The sequence below is a fragment of the Sphingomonas sp. HF-S4 genome, assembly GCF_032911445.1.
Classification (GTDB): Bacteria; Pseudomonadota; Alphaproteobacteria; order Sphingomonadales; family Sphingomonadaceae; genus Sphingomonas; species Sphingomonas agrestis.
Genome location: NZ_JAWJEJ010000001.1, coordinates 2,399,805 through 2,415,455, shown reverse-complemented (window position 1 = coordinate 2,415,455; position 15,651 = coordinate 2,399,805). Strand labels below are relative to the sequence as shown.

The following is a 15,651-nucleotide window of genomic DNA, read 5'->3' as shown; positions in this document are numbered from 1 at the left end:
CACGTATGATAAAACGGGTCGTCGATATTCACTCCGTCCATTGCGGCGGCACGCCATGAACATCCTTTTCATCGAGGATGACCCGATGAACCGTCGGGTCGTGAAGGACATGCTCGACGTGGCCGGCGCGACCATGGCCGAGGCGGCCTGGGCGGAGGAGGGCCTCGCAAAGATCGACGCCGAGAGCTTCGATGTCATCCTGGTAGATTTACGTATGCCCGGCACCGACGGTTTCGAGACGATCCGCCGTATCCGTGCGCGCAGCGACGCCAAGGCCGAGCTGCCGATCATCGTCGTCACCGCCGACACCGCGGTAGATCTGCGCGAGCGCTGCCTGGCGCTCGGCGCCGACGACGTGCTGTTCAAGCCCGTGGCGATGGATGCGCTGTTCGACTCGATCGGCCGCGTCCTCGCCGGCCGCGGCGGCGGGATTTTGGCCTGATCCCTGACGCAGCCTGATTCCTGCCGTCACCCTAGCACTTGGGCCGGGGTGACGGTGGCAATCTCGCAGCCGACCGGCCCGGGAAGGAATCAGTCCTCCAATATCTGCGAATGCTTAGCAGTATCACGCATCTTGAGATACGTTATCAGCGAAACCCCGATCATCGCGGTGACATACCAGTAGAATCCGCGCTCCCATCCCGCGTCCTTGAACCACAACGCTACATATTCCGCCGTCCCGCCGAACAGCGCATTGGCGAGCGCGTAGGGCAGCGCCACGCCGAGCGTGCGGATGTGCGCGGGAAACAGCTCGGCCTTCACCACCGCGTTGATCGAGGTGTAGCCGGTGACGATCACCAGCGCGGCGAGCATCAGGGCGAACGCCGCGATCGGGCTGCGCACGGTCTCCAGCGTGGTGAAGATCGGCCAGGTCAGCAGCACGCCGAGCACCCCGAACCCCACCATCAGCGGCTTCCGCCCGATCCGGTCGGACAGCGCGCCCGCCAGCGGCTGGATCAGCATGAACCCGAACAGCGCTGCGGCATTGATCTGCGAAGCAGTCGCACGATCGAACCCGGCGGTATTGACCAGGAATTTCTGGAGGTAGATCGAATAGGCATAGAAAGCGAGCGTGCCCCCCGCGGTGAGCAGCATCACCAGCGCCGCCTCGCGCGGATGCTCGCGAAACAGCGCGCCGAACCCCGATCGGCCCTTGCCCTTGGCATTCTCGAAGCTCTCGGTCTCGGCCAGCCGCCGCCGCAGCCAGAAGACGAGCACCGCCAGCACCCCGCCGATCGCGAACGGAACCCGCCAGCCCCAGGCGTCGAGCGCGGCCTCGCTCAGCACCGCCTGGAGCACCAGCAGCACGAGCAGCGCCACCAGTTGGCCGGAGATCAAGGTGACGTATTGGAAGCTCGAGAAGAAGCCGCGATTCTTCTTTCCCGCCATCTCGGAAAGATAGGTCGCGCTCGCGCCATATTCGCCGCCGACCGACAAGCCCTGGAGCAGCCGCGCGATTACCAGCAGCGCCGGCGCTGCCATCCCGATCGTCTCGTATCCCGGCGTCACCGCAATGATCAGCGAGCCCAGGCACATCAGCGTCACCGACAGCGTCAGCCCCGCCTTGCGCCCGTGGCGGTCGCCATACACCCCCATCAGCCACCCGCCGATCGGCCGCATCAGGAAGCCGACCGCAAACACCGCCGCGGCGTTCAATAGCTGCGCAGTCTGGTCGCCCTTGGGGAAAAAGTGCGGCGCGAAGTAGAGCGTGAACGCTGAATAGGCGTACCAATCATACCATTCGACGAGATTGCCCGCCGATCCGCCGAGGATCGATCGCAGGCGATGCGGGCGATGCGGGCGGGCGAAGGAGCGGGATGCCATCGCCGCACTATAACGGCGCCCCGCCTGCCGGGAAGTGGTACAGAGGGGAACCACCTCGGCAGACGGGGACGCCCGGCCGGCGGGCTACCGGCCGCTCCTCGTGGAGCTCGTGAACGTTCCATTTTCCGTGCTCCGGCGAAGGCCGGAGCCCTGGCCGCGAATGCTGTCCCGGAAGGCCAGCACTCCGGCCTTCGCCGGAGCACGCGGGTTACCGCGCCAACCCGATCACCGCCGTCGCGCTGTGCCCCACCGCCGCGCTGCCGCGCATGGCCGGGGTCTGCTGGGCCAGCTGCGCGCTCGAATTGTCCCCGAACACATTGTCGCCGCTCAGCGACACGCCGGCATAGTTGCGCACGCTGGCGCTATAGCCGCTGGCGTTGTTGTAGACCTCGACGCATGCCGCCGCCGGCATGGCGAGCTGCGAGACCAATGCGGCGTACCGCCCGCTCGTCGCATTGCTCAGGCTCGAGAAAGACCTCGAAATGGATATGCGGCCAGCGCCCGGCATAGCAGCCGGGGAAGATCGTGGTGAAGCTGACCTGGCCATTGGCGTCGGTCACGCCGACGCCGCGCAGATAGCTCTCGTTCGGCAGGTCGTAGAGCGAGTATTTGCCGTCGCGGTCGCAGTGCCAGAGATAGACGGCATAGCCCGCCAGCGGCGCGCAGGTCGCGTTGACGTTGACCACGGTGAGGGTGAGCGTCACCTGCACGCCGCCCGCAACCGCGATCGAGCTGCCGATGAAGCTCGAGCGGAGATCGCTGCGCACGACATTGGCGGCGGTCAGCGCGTTCGACGTGAGGCCCGACGACGTGTTTGTGCCGTCGGCCAGGTAGGGGCCGTTGGTCTCGCTCGGATCGGCGACGCAGCCCGCGGTCGGCGTGAGGGTAGCAGTCGCGCCCGGGGTCGGAGTCGGGGTGGCGCTGGGTGTCGGCGTCGGCGTCACCACCGCCCCGGCGCTCGATCCGCTGCCTTCGCACGCGGTCAGCAGCGCGCCTGCGCCCGCCCCGGCAAACCAGCGTAGCGCGCGTCGGCGGCTGGCCAGCGCATTAATCGCCACAAGGTCATGGACAAGGCCGAGGTCGTGTTGTTGGTGAAGGTCTTGAAGCAAGTGCAATACTCCCGCTGATCTGCAGGGAGTGCCGGGGCGATCCTGCCGCCTGATTTCGTGCAATCGCCGAGTGTTTCAACGGATTGCAGGCTGTTCGCGGCGGCGCGCAAATCACCCCTAGGCAAAGTCCTGAATTGCATGCGGCCGCCGGCTGCGCGATCAAGGCTGAGTAAAGGAGACCCCGTGTCGCTAAACTGGCTCCGTTCCTTTCATCGCCAGCCGGCAGCTCGCAAAGTGCGGCCGCGCGGCAGTGTGCCCCTCGCCCCCCGCCTGGAATATGATCCTGTCCGTGCAGCCTATGAGGCCGAGTGCGGCTGACGCCCGATCCATGAGGAAATTGAGAATCGGCTGTTAGGTCGTGTCCCATAACGGCCGCTTTCGGCCCGAGAACTGAATGGCCGACATTGGGTGGTTAGCTGCCGTTCATCGGTGGTCCGACTGGACCAGCATCAGCCCGCACTTCAGTCTTTACAAGCTTGAACCCCGCACGAGCCGCCATACGGCGGGCGGTCTTGACGCATCGAGCTGGTGTGCTTGCGACGTGCGAAATGATGATCGTGCCGTGCCGATCAAATCGGCTTGCGAGGTCGCTCTGGAACTCAAGCGCCGTAAGGCCGACATCCCCTGTCCAGAACCAGCATTCGCCCTCGGAGAAGGTCACTGTGGCTCCATAGGTGATGTCATGGTCCTGCGCGGACGCAGCCGTAGGGGCACTCGAAAGTAGCCCGATGAGAGACAGTGCGGAGACCAAGCCCATCGCCGAAGTTTGGACCACCTTGGCCATGTCCGCAATTGGGGCGCTTGCGGACAGGCCGCTTATGAGTCCTAGACCTAATCCAGCGGCAGCCGCACCCGCACCCGCCCGCCGCCGGCGTCGCGATTCTCCAGCCGCACTTCGCCGCCATGCGCCTCGGCGATCGACCGCACGATCGCCAGCCCCAGTCCGGTCCCCCCAGTCGCTCGGTTGCGCGACGTCTCGCCGCGCACGAAAGGGGCGAACAGCGCTTCCGCACGTCCCGCCGGAAAGCCCGGCCCTTCGTCCTCGACCAGCACCTCAGCCCAGCCACCAGAAACCGACCAGCACAGCCGCGCGCGATCGCCATAGCGCACGGCATTTTCGACCAGGTTGGTGAACAGCCGGCGCAGCGCCACGGGATCGCCCTCGACTACCACGCGCGGCCCCAGATCGACCTCGACCGGCATTCCCGCCGCGGAAAGATCGTCGCTGAGGCTCTCAATCAGGCTGCCCAGATCGAGCCGCGCGTGGGGCGCGCGGCTGCGGTCGTCGCGGGTGAAGCGCAGCACCGCGCCCAGCATCGCGCGCATCTCGTCGATATCGGCGGCGGCGCGGTCGCGCGCCTCCTCGGGCAGTTGCTCGACCCAGAAGGCGATTCGCGACAGCGGCGTGCCGAGATCGTGCGCGATCGCCGCGAGCATTGCGGTGCGCCCCTCGGCCTGCTGGAGGATGCGATCCTGCATCGCCTCGACTGCCTCGGCGAGCTCGCGGACTTCGCGCGGACCGCCATGCGGGATCGCCGGCCGCGCGCCGAGCCGTGCGCGCGTTGCCGCTTCGGCAAGCTTGCGGATGGGGCGCGAGATCCGCCCCGCGACCAGCCAGGCGAGCACCGAGAGCACCGCCAGCGTCAGCACCATCCCCGCCAGCCGGCGGAAATGCCAGCCGGTGAAGGTCGGCGGCGCTGCGGTCGATACCACCACCCAGCCGGCGCCGTCGCGACGCCCGACGCTGAAGCTGCCGCGCAGGTCGCCGTCGGGATCGTGCGGCGGGAACTGGTAATAGCCCTGCACCTCGCCGGCGGGGGCGGGGATCAGCGCGGCGATCGCGGCATCGCGCCGGGGAGCGGGCTGCTCTTCGCTGCGGCCGAAACGATCCTCGGCGATGCGCGCGACTTCGATTCCGTGCACGCTTTCGGGCACCTGGCCGGTACGCAGCGCCTCGGCGACGCGCGCTACGGGCACCGGGCGGAACCAGGGCGGCGGGCCGCTGAACATGGCTGTGAACTGCACCGTCGTCGCGATCAGCGCCGCGGCGATCACCAGCAGCACGATCGGAAGCGTGATCGATCGCGCGCGGCTCACGTGCCCCATCTCACTTCGCAGCGACTTCGGCGACGAACATATACCCCTCGTTGCGGATCGTGCGGATCAGCTCCTCGCGCCCCGGCCGAGCGAGTTTTTTCCGCAGCCGGCTCATCTGCACGTCGATCGCACGGTCGAAATGCTCGGCCATCGGCCCGCGCGACAGATCGAGCAGCATGTCGCGGGTCAGCACGCGCCGCGGCCGCTCGACCAAGGCGAGCAGCAGCCGGAACTCGCCGTCGGACAGATTGATGATAACGTTCTCGGGATCGTAGAGCTGGCGCGCCACCGGATCGAGGCGCCAGCCGGCAAAGCGGAGGAATTGGCGCTCGGGTAGCTTGTCCGCCGCGCGCTCGCCGCTCGCGGTGCCGCTGCGCCGGAGCACCGAGCGGATCCGCGCCAGCAGTTCGCGCGGGTTGGCGGGCTTGGCGACATAGTCGTCGGCGCCCATCTCCAGCCCGACGATGCGGTCGACATCCTCGCCGATCACCGAGTGGAGGATCACCGCGGGCCCTGATTCGCGGTCCATCGAACGCAGGATCGCCAGGCCATCCTCGCCCGGCATCATCAGGTCGAGCACGACCAGCGCATAGTCGTGCGCGGCCATCGCCTCGCGCATCTCGGCGCCGCCTGACGCCGTGTCGACGACATAGCCGTGCTGCTCCAGGAACGCCGCGGTCAGTTCGCGGATTCCGGGGTCGTCGTCGACGATGAGGAGGCGGGTTTCCAGGTCCAAGGCGATGGCTGCTTGCATCCTCGTCAAATCACTGGCGAACCTATCGGCCGCGTTGCAGCGCTGCAACGCAGTGTAATGTGGCGGCGCTGTTGCCGATGGGCCACAGGTGGGCGGGGTGTCGGTCGGGGATTCGCGTCCGGGCGGCGCTTCTGACCTTGAAAAAATGGATTCGCGCTGATAGGTGCCCCCGATCACGCCGCAGCCTGCGCTCCGGCGACCCTATTCTATTGTATCGAGATCGGAGCTGTACGGCCTTATGCAAATCATCGTTCGCGACAATAACGTCGACCAGGCGCTGCGCGCGCTCAAGAAGAAGCTGCAGCGTGAGGGCGTGTATCGCGAGATGAAGCTCCGTCGTCACTACGAGAAGCCCAGCGAGAAGCGCGCCCGCGAGCGTGCCGCTGCGGTCCGCCGCGCCCGCAAGCTTGAGCGCAAGCGCGTCGAGCGCGACAGCGCACGGTAAGATTATTGCGGTCTCCCGCAACTTTCGGAATGAAAGAGTGGGAAAAGTGCGAAGTTAAGCGGCGGAACGCCGATCGAGGATGTGACTCATGTCGGTGACCGCCGTTCCGCTCCAGCCCGTCAAGCGGGCCTATAAGGTCTGGCTGTGGATCGGTGTGGTGCTGGCGATTGCGCTGGCCGCCGGTCTCGCCTGGCTCGGCACCCGCGAGCAGGTTGCCGCCAAGGGCACCGACACGCAGTATCTCGCCTGGAACAAGGGCAGGGCCGGGGTGCAGACCACGGCGTCGGGCCTCCAATACCAGGTGCTCGAGGCGGGCGAGGGCACCACGGCCGGCGAGGGCGATTATGTCGTCGCCAATTACGAGGGTCGCTTCCGCGACGGCCGGGTGTTCGACAAGAGCGATCGCCCGGTGCCGTTCCCGATCCAGCAGGGCAGCGCGATCCCCGGCTTCCTCGAAGGCCTCAAGCTGATGAAGAAGGGCGGCAAGTACCGCCTGTGGATCCCGGCCAACCTCGCCTACGGCGCGCCGGGCATGCAGAGCCCCGATCCCGAGCGCGTGCCGCCCGACGCGATGCTCGTCTTCACCGTCAGCCCCGAGCGCATCCTCCCCGCCGCCGTCGTCCAGCAGATGATGATGCAGCAGATGATGCAGCAACAGCAGGGTGGTGGTGCCGGCGGTCCGCCTCCGGGTGCCGGTGGCCCGCCACCGCAGGGTGTGCCCGGGCAGTAACGGATATAATTGCGGCGGCCCTTCGGGGCCGCCGCTTTTATTTGGCGGTGTCGAGCACCCAGCGTTCTCCGCCCTCGAATCCCATCGCAGTGAGCTTGCCGCTGGCATAGGCGCCGGTATCCAGGCCGATGCGATGCGGCCGCACCTCTACCTCGTCGGTGATGGTGTGGCCGTGGACGATGATTTTCTCGAACCCGCTGGTGTGATCGAGGAAATCGCGGCGGATCCATCGAAGGTCGCTCGCGTGCTGGTCTGCCAGCGCCTGCCCCGGCCGCACGCCGGCATGGACAAAGGCGTAGTCGCCGACGACGATGAGGTCCTCGAAGCTCTTGAGAAAGGCGATGTGCGACGCCGGCACGCGCTGAGTCAGAAGCGCATGCAACTCGGGATAATCCGCGTCCCGATATTCCTGTTCTGAGATGCCATAGCTCAGGATCGTCTCGCGGCCACCGATCCGGATGAAGAAGGCAAGGGTCTTGGGATCCCCGTCCATCGCCTTGAGAAAAACTTCCTCATGATTGCCGAGGAGGAATTGGCAATTCCCCGGTCCGCTGGCCATTTCGAGGGCGCGGTCCACCACTTGCGCCGAACTGGGCCCTCGGTCGATCAAGTCGCCGAGAAAGAGGATGCGCGACTGCGCTGCGCCGCGGCTGGCATCGTCACTGCGGATGCGAAGGAGCAACGTATCCAGCAGATCGAGGCGCCCGTGAATGTCTCCAATGGCGTAGACGCGCTGTCCGGCAGGTATGCGGCCCTCGAGCTTGGGGGCGACGGAACGGCGACGGAAAAGCTGACCAATCATCGAAATGTCACGATGTCCAAGCTGCTTGCCATGCCTCTATTGGGGTGCCTGGATATATCCAAGCTTTATGAGATATCCATAGCGCGAGGCGAAACATCGCGTCCGAACGAACCTGCGCCGGTCGCGATGCCTAAAACAAAAGTGGCGGCCCTTTCGGGCCGCCACTCGTAATCCGGAAAACCCAGACAGACTTAGTTGCTGTCGGGATCGTCGTCGTTGTTGGCGAGCGCCACGGCGCCACCGATGATCGCGACGGTCGCGAGCACGCCGATGATCACGGCCGGTGCCAGTTCGCTATCCTTCTCGCTCGCCGTGGTGGCGCGCGAAAGCGACAGCTTGGAAGCCGGAGCCGCCACAACCGGGGTGGCAGCCATCGTGACGACTGCAGCCGCCGTAAGAAGCTTGGACAACATTATTCTACTCCCTCTTCGAGCTCCGGTGCTCACGTCAAGCAGCCCTATGACATAGGACCGCGCAAACGGCAACACCTCAAAAAACAAGCTCTCGGCAAACTTAGCTTTGCCGTGGCCTGAACGCAACACTGGTCCGGTTGATCCGAACTCATAGCTCACAACTTCGACCCGCGCTGCGAGCGCGCGAAATTTCGATAACGCGGTGCAGCATTAGTGCCAAGGGGGTTAACGAGAGATGATGAGCCGGAGCGGCAAATTTGTGGCAGCCCGCCATAGGGTAAGATGCGTTTGCACGGCCGTCCGTCCGGATGGGGGGCGCATTGCGATTCGATCGATAGTCGTGCCTAAGGCGTCCATGCCCCCATCTATTTTCCGCATCTTGTTGTGCGTCATACGGATTCTTCCAGCAGCCGCGCTGTATCCTTCAGCCCAGGCCGTTGCCGTGCCAGCAGCGCAGGATCGCGAGACGCTGGAGGCCGTCCGTGCGGCAGATCTCGCGCTTGCAACGGTCGGCTGGCGCCTGGCGGTGGCCAATGCGCCGCTCTGCGACCGTCAGGAGCCGGGTCTCGGGTTGCAGCTCCATACGCTCGATCAGTTCGATTCGGGCTCCCGTAGCGCTGCGCAGGCACATTTCGGTTTCGCGACGCCGGTCGCGATCGAGGGCGTCGTTGCCGACAGCCCGGCGGCGCAAGCAGGGCTGCGCCAGGACGATTCGCTCGTTCGAATAGGCTCGGTGGAAATCGCTGCCATACCCGGAGCCTCGGGAACGACGCAGCGCCTTGTCGCGACCCAACTCGCAATTGCGGCATTGCCGGTTGGGCAACCGATCGACGTTGAGGCGATTCGGGCAGGTGCTCCCGTATCGGTTACGATCCATCCGGTGGCATCGTGCCGTAGCCGATTCGAGCTTCGTCTTGCCCAAGATTTCCGCGCATCGGCCGACGGCACGATGGTCCAGATCAGCGCGCGCTTCTTTGAGACGTATACGCCGGAACAAGTTGCGGCCGTGATCGCGCATGAATTCTCCCACAACATCCTGCACCATCGCGATCGGCTTGAGGCGCGGGGCGTCGATTTCGGGATGCTCTCGGGATTTGGCGGCAATGTTAAGTATTTCCGGCAGACCGAACTCGAGGCGGACCTGCTCTCGGTCTATTTACTCGCAAATGCGGGGTATCCGCCGCGCGCCGCGGTGACATTCTGGCGCAGCTTCGGACCGAGCAAGGCCGGCGGCATCTTCCGAAGCCGCTCGCATCCCGCCTGGCGCGACCGTGTCGCGACTCTCGAAGCCGAGATCGCCAAGCTGGAGACGATATCTGTGCGGCCAATCATGGCGCCGGTACTGGCCGACCGCAGTCAGCCGCTTAGCGGAGACTGGCAATCGCTGCTGATCCGCGCGCGCTAGCTGGCCGGCCGCAGCGATTCGCTTCGACCGCCGCCATGCCGCCGAAATTCTCGCGGCGATGCGTGGTGACCGGCACCAGCCGCTTGCCGACATGGCGCATGGCGCAGCGCGCGACGCTGTATGCGCCCGCTTGATCGGGCCCCAGCGAACGGGCAAGGGCGCGGCTCAAGGAGAGCTCGAATGATCAAGCCGCTGCGCAAGGCCGTGTTCCCCGTCGGGGGCCTTGGCACTCGTTTCCTGCCCGCGACCAAGGCGATGCCCAAGGAGATGCTGCCGATCGTCGATCGGCCGCTGATCCAATATGCCGTCGACGAGGCGATGGAGGCGGGGATCGAGCAGATGATCTTCGTCACCGGGCGCGGCAAGAGCGCGATCGAGGACCATTTCGACATCGCCTTCGAACTCGAGACGACGATGAACGAGCGCGGCAAGTCGCTCCAAATCCTTGATGCGACACGGTTGAAGCCGGGGGCCGCCGCCTATGTCCGCCAGCAGGAGCCGATGGGGCTTGGACATGCGGTGTGGTGCGCGCGCGACATCGTCGGCGACGAGCCCTTCGCAGTGCTGCTCGCCGACGACTTCATGCTCGGCCAGCCGGGGTGCCTCAAGCAGATGGTCGAGGCGTACAACAAGGTCGGCGGCAATCTGATCTGCGCCGAGGAGGTCCCCGACGACCAGACGCATCGCTATGGCATCATCACGCCGGGCACGCGCGATGGCGCGCTGACCGAAGTGAAGGGACTGGTCGAGAAGCCGGCGGCGGGGACGGCGCCCTCCAACCTTTCGGTGATCGGCCGCTACATCCTCCAGCCCGAGGTGATGCGCGTGCTCGACGGGCAGGAGAAGGGCGCGGGCGGCGAGATCCAGCTCACCGACGCGATGGCGCGGATGATCGGCGGGCAGGCCTTTCACGGCGTGACCTTCCAGGGAACGCGCTACGATTGCGGCGACAAGGCGGGCTTCATCCAGGCCAATATCGCCGTGGCGCTCGAGCGGGCGGACATCGGCCCGGCGGTGCAGGCGTTCATCGACGCGCGCTAGGCGTGCGGCGGTTGACGAAGTTGACGAAGTTGACTCGTTTCGCGGGTTCTCCCGCAATCGCGCCGGTTCGCCATTGCCTTGCGGCGGCTAGGCTTCATCGACGCGGCAGGGACGCTTCGACTGCGCGGCTAAGACACGCCGAAACGCGTTTCGAACTGCGAGCTGGACAACTCAAAGAGCGGCCGGCAGCGCCGACCGCCCGAGGCAAGCAGGTCAAATCCTACATTGCAAGCGCCGTCAGGCAGGCTGCTCGACCTGGTCGAGATAGGCGCCATAGCCTTCGGCCTCCATCGCGTCGCGCGGCACGAAGCGGAGCGACGCCGAGTTGATGCAATAGCGCAAACCCCCACGGTCGCGCGGGCCGTCCTCGAAGACGTGGCCGAGATGGCTGTCGCCGTTCGCCGAGCGCACTTCGGTGCGGACCATGCCGTGGGTCTCGTCGCGCAGCTCGGCGACGTTGGCGGGCTCGATCGGCTTGGTGAAGCTCGGCCAGCCGCAGCCGGACTCGTACTTGTCGGTCGAGGCGAACAGCGGCTCGCCCGACACGATATCGACATAGATGCCGGCTTCCTTGTTGTTGAGATACTTGCCCGTGCCGGGGCGCTCGGTGCCGCTCTTCTGCGTGACGAAGAATTCCTCGGGGGTGAGCGCGGCCAGGGCTTCGTCGGTCTTGCGATACTGGGTCATGCGGATCTCCGTTTCGCGGGGATATGTGGGAATTCGCGGCGCTGGTTCCAATCGCCCCTCCTCCGTTTGCCCTGAGCTTGTCGAAGGGCGGTTCTTCTTGGCCGAAGGGGTAGGGCGGCGCTTCGACAAGTGCAGCGCGAACGGATTGTGGATGTGCGCGGCCTGCCACGGCTATGGAGGCGCAATGGCGAAGAAGAAGCGCTACCTCACCGCGACCTTGCCCGACGGCTACGTCAAGACGATCGGACCGACATCGGCGCCGTTCACGCATTACTGGCGGATCGTCGCGCATCTGGGCGGCGGGCGTACGGAAGTGTTCTGGGGGCATGTGAAGTCGCTCAAAGAGGCGACGGGAAAGAAGGCGGCGACCGCCGATGCGGCAAGGCAGCGCGGCTGGGAGCGGTATGATTTCGAGATCGTCGAACTGGTCGAGAGCGACGGCGGCTAGTGGGTGGGAAGCGGACATTGGCTGAGACGCCCGCTTGCGGCTAAGAAGGGCAGCGCGCGTAGCCCGCGATGCCAATGTCGGCGACACCTGGTTGGTCGACACGAGCCTGCATTTCGGCTCTCTCATCACTGATCACGATGGCGTGGTCGTGATTTCTATCGATAAACACGCCGTACAGCATGACCTTTCCGGTCTGGAGGTCGTTAAGCCATAAATGATAATGGTCGCGGTCGCCGACCTCTAGCCGAACGAGCGGGTACGTTTTGCCGTCACCCCAGTCCAAGCCTTTTGAATTGATGATCAGATATCTATCGCCCGGCTTATCGCAGGCAGGCTTTGTAGTCAGGTTTGTGGCAAGGTACTTACCAAATACGTCGACGTGGGCTTTCGCGTCCTGAACCGCGAGGATCGAGCCGAGGATGAACGGCAGCATACGACGTCCTTTGAGTCAGGAATGCCCGAATGCGATGGGCACCTTTACCACAGAGCGTATCGCGACCAGCCGACGTCCGCAAATGGAGCGTTAGCTGCCGGTCCGCTTCTGGCACCCGCTCTGCCACGCGCGATTGTCCGAGATTGGGTGGAAAGCGGCCGTCAGCCGCAACCTTTTATGAATCTAGTCAGTGCTGGACTTGGTCTCACCTCGCGTCGCCAATTCCCGACTTGAAAGACAATACTATGCTTAGCCTTGGCGATCGCAAGATTTGGCTCGTAGCGCCGGACTAGTAAGCCACGACCGTGCTCGCCCTGCCATGCTGGCAGCGTCCAGGAGCGGTCGTCGACCGTGAGCAGGAATTGCGTCGGAAGAGGCTCATAGCCACCGCCATAAAGCGAGAACTCCGGTTCACCTCTACAGTGTCCGATAAAGTTGGTGTCTTCTCCATCCTCAAACTTAAATGACAATCGTTGTGCAACGGCACCGCGCGCTGGCTGGTACACCCAGCGGGAGTCTTCTGACTGCAAGCGACTGGGCTCTCTGCAGGCCGACGCAGCGCACATCAGAATCAGAAGCACGAACGACGATCGCATTTTACCAATCTGTCAGGCGGAGCCGATGTCCGCAATTGGGGCGAGAACGGTCGTCGCTGCTGAGCGGTCCGGCTTGCAATAGGCGGCATTGCGGCTGGCCCGCTCCGGCCTACATTGCCGTAATGAGGTCGGGCGGGATATTTCGATTGCTGTCCGTGCTGCTCGCCGCGCTGCTGGTTCAGCCAGCTGCGGCGCAGACGGTGCAGACGCGCGAGACCGCGCTGGCGCAGGATGCCGGCGAATATGCACGGGCCTATGGCGTGCCGCAGGCCGAGGCACTGCGCCGGCTGCATGCGCAGCACGACAGCGTGGCGGCGACCGATGCGATCGCGGCGCGCTATCGTGATCGGCTGGCGGGCATCTCGGTGCAGCATCGTCCCGATTATCGCTACATCGTGTACCTGACCGGCGACGATCCGGTGCCCGAGCAGACCATTCGCGCCGGGGGCATGCGCGTCCCGATCGTGTTCCGCACCGGCGCCAAGGCGAGCCGCGACCGGGTGGTGTGGGCGATCACCTATCACCAGGCGGCGATCCGCGCGGCGCTGCCGAGCCCGCCGTCGATGGGGCTCGATCCGCGCACCGGCGAACTGGTCGTCATCGTCGGCAATGCCATCGCCGCGGCCGACGGCGGCGCGCGGGCGATCGATGCCGAGCTAGAGAAGCTGACCGGCGTGCCGGTGCAGGTTCGGGTGCTCGAGCGAGTCGAGGCCAATCTCGGGCTGCACGGCGGCGGGCGGCTCGACGGGATCGATCCGGGCAACGGCAAGCGCTATCGCTGCACTACCGGCTACGCCGTAACCGACGGGACGCGCAGCGGGATCACCACCGCGGCGCACTGCCTCGACGACATGACCTATTACGATCCGCAGGGCGGGCCGATCCCGCTCAGCTTCGTCGGCCAATGGGGCTGGGGCTATCACGACGTGCAGATCCATACCGGTGCCGCGCCCGAGCGGCCGCTGATCTATTCGGACACCGCACGCACGATCGAGCGGCCGGTGGAAGCGCAGATCGCCAAGCCGAGCACACGGGCAGGGGACTTCGTCTGCCATCGCGGCGAGAGCAGCGGCTATAGCTGCGCCGAAGTCGAGCTGCTCGATTTCGCGCCCGCGGCGGACCTGTGCGGCGGGCCGTGCCTGCCGACCTGGGTGACGGTTGCGGGGCCGAGCTGCAAGGGCGGCGATAGCGGCGGGCCGGTATTCAGCGGGACCACCGCGTTCGGCGTTGTCAAGGGCGCGAGCTATCGGCGGGATGGGTCGTGCGCGTTCTATTTCTATATGTCGCTCGATTACCTGCCTGCGCCTTGGCGGCTGGTGGTGGAGGGTGGGGCGCGACCCGCGCTGTTAAATTCCCCTCCCTGAAAGGGAGGGGCCAGGGGTGGTTTTAGCGGCGGGCAGGGCTCGATGCCCTGTCCGTCGCTTCGATGCTTGGCGACAGAGTCTTTTGGGCGCGCAGACGCGCGCACCCACCCCCAGCCCCTCCCTGCCAGCAGGGAGGGGAGCTTAGGTCAGGCCCGGACAACCTTGTCGCTGACCACGCCGGCCTTGCCGCAGGCGTTGCGGGTGTCGATCACCAGCGGGGCGGCATCGACCAAAGCGGCATAGTCGACCGAATCGTGATCGGTGGCGATCAGGACGGCGTCGTACCGGGCAATCTCGGCCGGGTCCCATGCCACGCCGTGGCGATAGTTGAGCGTCGGGTGCTCGCGGGTGCCGTTGATCTGGGCGACGTGCGGATCGTGGAAGTCGGCGGTGGCGCCGCGGGCTTCGATCATCTCCATCAGGCGGAGCGACGGGCTCTCGCGGATGTCGTCGACATTCTTCTTGTACGCGACGCCGAGGACGAGGATGCGCGCGCCGCGCAGGCCCCGGCCGAAGCGTGCGTCGAGCGTGTCGGCCATCACCCGGATGACGTGCTGCGGCATGTCGGCGTTGATCTGGCCGGCGAGCTCGATGAACCGCGTGTGCTGGTTGAACTCGCGCGCCTTCCAGGTGAGGTAGAAGGGGTCGATCGGGATGCAGTGCCCGCCGAGACCCGGCCCCGGATAGAAGGGCATGAAGCCGAACGGCTTGGTCTTGGCGGCGTCGATGACTTCCCAGACGTCGATGTCCATCGCCGTGAAGATGAGCTTGAGTTCGTTGACCAAAGCGATGTTGACGGCGCGGAAGACGTTCTCGGTGATCTTGACCGCTTCGGCGGTAGCGGCCGACGAGACGGCGATCGTCCTGGGGACGATGTGCTTGTAGAGCGCGAGCGCGAGGTCGGCCGAGACCTGGTCGTCGGCGCCGACGACCTTCGGGATCTGCGTGGTCGAGAAATTCGGGTTGCCGGGATCCTCGCGCTCGGGCGAATAGGCCAGGAAGAAGTCCTTGCCCGATACGAGCCCGCCGGCCTCGAGGATCGGCTGCATCACTTCGCGCGTGGTGCCGGGATAGGTGGTCGATTCGAGGATGACGAGCTGGCCTTTCCGGAGCGTCCTGGCGATCGCCGCGGTGGTCGCCTCGACATATTTGAGGTCGGGCTCGAGATGGCGGGTGAGCGGCGTGGGCACGCAGATCAGCAGGACGTCGGCCTCGCCCAGCCGGGCGAGATCAGCAGTGGCGTCGAGGCGCTTGGCCTCGACCTGCGGGGCGACGCGGGCGCCCTCGATATGCCGGATATAGCTCTGCCCGGCGTTGAGCGCATCGACCTTGGCCGCATCGAGGTCGAAGGCGAGGACGGGGCATTGGGCTTCGCAGAATGCGATGGCGAGCGGCAGGCCGACATAGCCCATGCCGATGACGCCGATCGTCGCGGTGCCGCTTTCGATTCGCGCCTGGAGCTTAAGGCCATGCGCGGGCCATTCGATACTCATGCCATCCCCG

At 65.6% G+C, this 15,651-nt stretch carries 18 protein-coding genes; 7 read left to right on the top strand and 11 right to left on the bottom strand.

All coding sequences use genetic code 11. The features are described from left to right. The first annotated feature begins 55 nt into the window (after positions 1–55). The gene (locus tag RZN05_RS10840) at positions 56–442 is read left to right on the top strand and encodes a response regulator (protein ID WP_317226630.1); all 387 of its coding nucleotides are present in this window, start codon (positions 56–58) and stop codon (positions 440–442) included. Positions 443–531: 89 nt separating this feature from the next. Here RZN05_RS10840 and RZN05_RS10835 read toward each other — a convergent pair whose 3' ends face one another. The 5 genes from RZN05_RS10835 to RZN05_RS10815 all read right to left on the bottom strand — a co-directional run bounded on the left by RZN05_RS10835 (position 532) and on the right by RZN05_RS10815 (position 5,784). Further along, a complete protein-coding gene (locus RZN05_RS10835) occupies positions 532–1,824 on the bottom strand; it encodes an MFS transporter (RefSeq protein ID WP_317226629.1) in 1,293 nt (430 codons plus the stop codon). Positions 1,825–2,032: 208 nt separating this feature from the next. Then, on the bottom strand, positions 2,033–2,236 hold the full coding sequence (locus RZN05_RS10830; RefSeq protein ID WP_317226628.1) for a hypothetical protein: 204 nt from the start codon (positions 2,234–2,236) through the stop codon (positions 2,033–2,035). Beyond that, positions 2,187–2,933 carry a dioxygenase family protein gene (locus RZN05_RS10825; protein ID WP_317226627.1) on the bottom strand — a complete coding sequence of 249 codons (747 nt, stop codon included), beginning with the start codon at positions 2,931–2,933 and terminating at the stop codon, positions 2,187–2,189. Before RZN05_RS10825 ends, RZN05_RS10830 begins: the two co-directional genes overlap by 50 nt. Before the next feature lie 831 nt (positions 2,934–3,764). Then, on the bottom strand, positions 3,765–5,030 hold the full coding sequence (locus tag RZN05_RS10820; protein WP_317226626.1) for an ATP-binding protein: 1,266 nt from the start codon (positions 5,028–5,030) through the stop codon (positions 3,765–3,767). A 10-nt stretch (positions 5,031–5,040) separates the two neighbouring features. Further along, entirely contained in the window at positions 5,041–5,784 is a 744-nt protein-coding gene (locus RZN05_RS10815) for a response regulator transcription factor (RefSeq protein ID WP_317226625.1), read from the bottom strand. 238 nt (positions 5,785–6,022) lie between these two features. Between RZN05_RS10815 and rpsU the strand changes: the two genes are divergently transcribed. Both rpsU and RZN05_RS10805 read left to right on the top strand, forming a co-directional pair. Then, positions 6,023–6,229 (top strand): 30S ribosomal protein S21, encoded by a 207-nt coding sequence (rpsU, locus tag RZN05_RS10810; protein ID WP_019368605.1) that lies wholly within the window; start codon positions 6,023–6,025, stop codon positions 6,227–6,229. An 88-nt stretch (positions 6,230–6,317) separates the two neighbouring features. Further along, positions 6,318–6,959, top strand: coding sequence for an FKBP-type peptidyl-prolyl cis-trans isomerase (locus RZN05_RS10805; protein ID WP_317226624.1), 642 nt, complete (start codon positions 6,318–6,320; stop codon positions 6,957–6,959). 37 nt (positions 6,960–6,996) lie between these two features. On the opposite strand, the gene RZN05_RS10800 is transcribed toward RZN05_RS10805, so the two are convergent. Together RZN05_RS10800 and RZN05_RS10795 are read right to left on the bottom strand one after the other, a co-directional pair. Next, positions 6,997–7,761, bottom strand: coding sequence for a metallophosphoesterase (locus RZN05_RS10800; protein WP_317226623.1), 765 nt, complete (start codon positions 7,759–7,761; stop codon positions 6,997–6,999). A 191-nt stretch (positions 7,762–7,952) separates the two neighbouring features. Further along, entirely contained in the window at positions 7,953–8,174 is a 222-nt protein-coding gene (locus RZN05_RS10795; protein ID WP_317226622.1) for a hypothetical protein, read from the bottom strand. A gap of 340 nt (positions 8,175–8,514) precedes the next feature. Here RZN05_RS10795 and RZN05_RS10790 point away from each other — a divergent pair, with 340 nt between their 5' ends. Next, on the top strand, positions 8,515–9,579 hold the full coding sequence (locus tag RZN05_RS10790) for a M48 family metallopeptidase (RefSeq protein ID WP_317226621.1): 1,065 nt from the start codon (positions 8,515–8,517) through the stop codon (positions 9,577–9,579). On the opposite strand, the gene RZN05_RS10785 is transcribed toward RZN05_RS10790, so the two are convergent. Continuing rightward, on the bottom strand, positions 9,539–9,748 hold the full coding sequence (locus tag RZN05_RS10785; RefSeq protein ID WP_317226620.1) for a hypothetical protein: 210 nt from the start codon (positions 9,746–9,748) through the stop codon (positions 9,539–9,541). The genes RZN05_RS10790 and RZN05_RS10785 overlap by 41 nt on opposite strands. Before the next feature lie 11 nt (positions 9,749–9,759). Between RZN05_RS10785 and galU the strand changes: the two genes are divergently transcribed. Beyond that, positions 9,760–10,620, top strand: a complete 861-nt coding sequence (gene galU, locus RZN05_RS10780) for a UTP--glucose-1-phosphate uridylyltransferase GalU (RefSeq protein WP_317226619.1) — start codon at positions 9,760–9,762, stop codon at positions 10,618–10,620. Positions 10,621–10,857: 237 nt separating this feature from the next. On the opposite strand, the gene msrB is transcribed toward galU, so the two are convergent. Further along, positions 10,858–11,307, bottom strand: coding sequence for a peptide-methionine (R)-S-oxide reductase MsrB (gene msrB, locus RZN05_RS10775; protein ID WP_317226618.1), 450 nt, complete (start codon positions 11,305–11,307; stop codon positions 10,858–10,860). A gap of 184 nt (positions 11,308–11,491) precedes the next feature. On the opposite strand from msrB, the gene RZN05_RS10770 reads away from it, so the two are divergent. Then, positions 11,492–11,755, top strand: coding sequence for a hypothetical protein (locus tag RZN05_RS10770; RefSeq protein ID WP_317226617.1), 264 nt, complete (start codon positions 11,492–11,494; stop codon positions 11,753–11,755). A gap of 40 nt (positions 11,756–11,795) precedes the next feature. Here RZN05_RS10770 and RZN05_RS10765 read toward each other — a convergent pair whose 3' ends face one another. After that, a complete protein-coding gene (locus RZN05_RS10765; protein ID WP_317226616.1) occupies positions 11,796–12,188 on the bottom strand; it encodes a hypothetical protein in 393 nt (130 codons plus the stop codon). Between the two features lie 751 nt (positions 12,189–12,939). Between RZN05_RS10765 and RZN05_RS10760 the strand changes: the two genes are divergently transcribed. Next, positions 12,940–14,148 carry a chymotrypsin family serine protease gene (locus RZN05_RS10760; RefSeq protein ID WP_317227605.1) on the top strand — a complete coding sequence of 403 codons (1,209 nt, stop codon included), beginning with the start codon at positions 12,940–12,942 and terminating at the stop codon, positions 14,146–14,148. A gap of 146 nt (positions 14,149–14,294) precedes the next feature. Here RZN05_RS10760 and RZN05_RS10755 read toward each other — a convergent pair whose 3' ends face one another. Further along, the gene (locus RZN05_RS10755) at positions 14,295–15,641 is read right to left on the bottom strand and encodes a nucleotide sugar dehydrogenase (protein WP_317226615.1); all 1,347 of its coding nucleotides are present in this window, start codon (positions 15,639–15,641) and stop codon (positions 14,295–14,297) included. Positions 15,642–15,651: the final 10 nt, after the last annotated feature.

Coding starts and splice junctions, on each gene's coding strand:
- galU (WP_317226619.1), top strand. CDS start 9,760: ATGATCAAGCCGCTGCGCAAGGCCGTGTTCCCCGTCGGGGGCCTTGGC.
- RZN05_RS10795 (WP_317226622.1), bottom strand. CDS start 8,174: ATGTTGTCCAAGCTTCTTACGGCGGCTGCAGTCGTCACGATGGCTGCC.
- RZN05_RS10765 (WP_317226616.1), bottom strand. CDS start 12,188: ATGCTGCCGTTCATCCTCGGCTCGATCCTCGCGGTTCAGGACGCGAAA.
- RZN05_RS10815 (WP_317226625.1), bottom strand. CDS start 5,784: ATGCAAGCAGCCATCGCCTTGGACCTGGAAACCCGCCTCCTCATCGTC.
- RZN05_RS10835 (WP_317226629.1), bottom strand. CDS start 1,824: ATGGCATCCCGCTCCTTCGCCCGCCCGCATCGCCCGCATCGCCTGCGA.
- RZN05_RS10840 (WP_317226630.1), top strand. CDS start 56: ATGAACATCCTTTTCATCGAGGATGACCCGATGAACCGTCGGGTCGTG.
- rpsU (WP_019368605.1), top strand. CDS start 6,023: ATGCAAATCATCGTTCGCGACAATAACGTCGACCAGGCGCTGCGCGCG.
- RZN05_RS10770 (WP_317226617.1), top strand. CDS start 11,492: ATGGCGAAGAAGAAGCGCTACCTCACCGCGACCTTGCCCGACGGCTAC.
- RZN05_RS10805 (WP_317226624.1), top strand. CDS start 6,318: ATGTCGGTGACCGCCGTTCCGCTCCAGCCCGTCAAGCGGGCCTATAAG.
- RZN05_RS10830 (WP_317226628.1), bottom strand. CDS start 2,236: ATGCCGGCGGCGGCATGCGTCGAGGTCTACAACAACGCCAGCGGCTAT.
- msrB (WP_317226618.1), bottom strand. CDS start 11,307: ATGACCCAGTATCGCAAGACCGACGAAGCCCTGGCCGCGCTCACCCCC.
- RZN05_RS10755 (WP_317226615.1), bottom strand. CDS start 15,641: ATGAGTATCGAATGGCCCGCGCATGGCCTTAAGCTCCAGGCGCGAATC.
- RZN05_RS10800 (WP_317226623.1), bottom strand. CDS start 7,761: ATGATTGGTCAGCTTTTCCGTCGCCGTTCCGTCGCCCCCAAGCTCGAG.